The sequence below is a fragment of the Paenibacillus sp. P3E genome, assembly GCF_001909045.1.
GTDB classification, from domain to species: Bacteria; Bacillota; Bacilli; order Paenibacillales; family Paenibacillaceae; genus Paenibacillus_AQ; species Paenibacillus_AQ helianthi.
In genome coordinates, this window is sequence record NZ_LVWH01000097.1 from 1 (window position 1) to 1681 (window position 1681).

Consider the following 1681-nt stretch of genomic DNA (forward strand, 5'->3'; position numbering starts at 1 on the left):
GTCTCAGTCCCAGTGTGGCCGTTCACCCTCTCAGGTCGGCTACGCATCGTCGCCTTGGTAGGCCATTACCCCACCAACTAGCTAATGCGCCGCAGGCCCATCCTCTAGTAGCAGATTGCTCCGCCTTTCATCCCTCGCCCATGAGGGTGAAGGAATTATCCGGTATTAGCTACCGTTTCCGGTAGTTATCCCAGTCTAGAGGGTAGGTTGCCTACGTGTTACTCACCCGTCCGCCGCTAAGCTTATCCCGAAGGATAAGCTTCGCTCGACTTGCATGTATTAGGCACGCCGCCAGCGTTCGTCCTGAGCCAGGATCAAACTCTCCAAATTGGTATTCAGAAAGAGCGATTGCTCATTTTGAAACATCTGACGAGAATAAAATATTCTCTATTTTTGGATCTCACTTGCGTGAAATCCCACTCACTCGTTGTTCAGTTTTCAAAGATCAAATTCTCATTTCCGTTCGCCGTTGCTTGTCAGCAGCGACCTTTATAATATATCATAGCACCCTCGATTTAGTCAACCTTTTTTTAATTTCTTTTTTTCGGTTGTCTTCCGCATGCTTTGAAGCTTATTACCTGCGTCAGAGGGACGAGTTATAATTTAACACAACATTAACATAAGCGTCAACTATAAATATTCCCTCTATTGCTCATCTCATGCAAAAAAAATCAACAAAAAAAAGAGAGCAGGTTGCCTCTCCTTAATCCATGTGTGATTTTCTTTTATACTTACAAGGTGTACCGTACTGTGTGACCATCTCCAGCCTCCTCGGCCCAAGAAGCAATCTCCCTAATCTGTGAACGGGATACAAGCTTACGCAACACCAGAGGCAGTTCAGCGCCAAGTTGACTAAGTCCCGAATGCTGCAGAAGTTCTTTTACACTCCAAGGTTCCTTACGACTGCCGAGTATATTCAATAATATGGTGCAGCAATCGGACATCTTGGACATAATGGCAAATTCGCAGGCTAGCAGAATGAGCTCCACTCTCTGATCCAGTGTCTCAGTACTGACAGTCAGCTCCTCATACAGCTTATGAACGGACGAATTAAGGCCTTTTACTTGCTCCCAGACTGCGGGGTCAGGAAAACAACCTGCCTCACTAACTTCAAGACGTGCCCAGTGATACAAAGCAATCAATACACAGTTGTAGGCATCCATTGTAAAGCCTGCTTCCATATACCGCTTGGATTTCACATACATATGCAGAAACCTGGAAAACTCCATGAACAGTATGCGTTCCTTGAGCGGCCCCTGAAACTGTATAATTTCCCGGCGCATTTCGCCTAGAATTCCTTTGGGGTCCCAAATGACTTCACCCGCTATGAGACTGGTAAGCAGTTCATTATTATCTCCAGCCATTACCGCTCTTTCCAGAGCAGAAAGGCCGACATGCACTGACTGTGTGCGCCGCTCTCCGGCTATCGTATGGGTAATAATACGTTCCTTCTCTTGCTCCTCATGCAGCATTAGTACTACCACATCAAAATCATGAAGAAGCGCGCTCTGAACCGGAGCATTGCCGGTCTGATGCAGAGCTACAGCGCCAAGGACGTTCTCGTCAAATGTTTCTCCACTAAACAAGGTCAAATTGGACAGTTCCATGCTTCCCTCCATCAAATTTGGCGAATTTGCGTCTGTCAGTTATAATTCTCTTAAATATTAATATTCTACATGTT

Annotated in this window: 1 protein-coding gene and 1 rRNA gene; both read right to left on the minus strand. The window is 45.9% G+C overall.

The window, feature by feature from the left end:
• Positions 1 to 330, minus strand: a 16S ribosomal RNA gene (locus tag A3842_RS09530); the annotation flags it as partial.
• Positions 331 to 731: 401 nt separating this feature from the next.
• Positions 732 to 1607 (minus strand): nucleotidyltransferase-like protein, encoded by an 876-nt coding sequence (locus A3842_RS09535; RefSeq protein WP_074084949.1) that lies wholly within the window; start codon positions 1605 to 1607, stop codon positions 732 to 734.
• Positions 1608 to 1681 lie beyond the last annotated feature (74 nt).

Bases quoted from the DNA above. Each gene is read 5' to 3' on its own strand.
- A3842_RS09535 (WP_074084949.1), bottom strand. From the start codon at position 1,607: ATGGAACTGTCCAATTTGACCTTGTTTAGTGGAGAAACATTTGACGAG.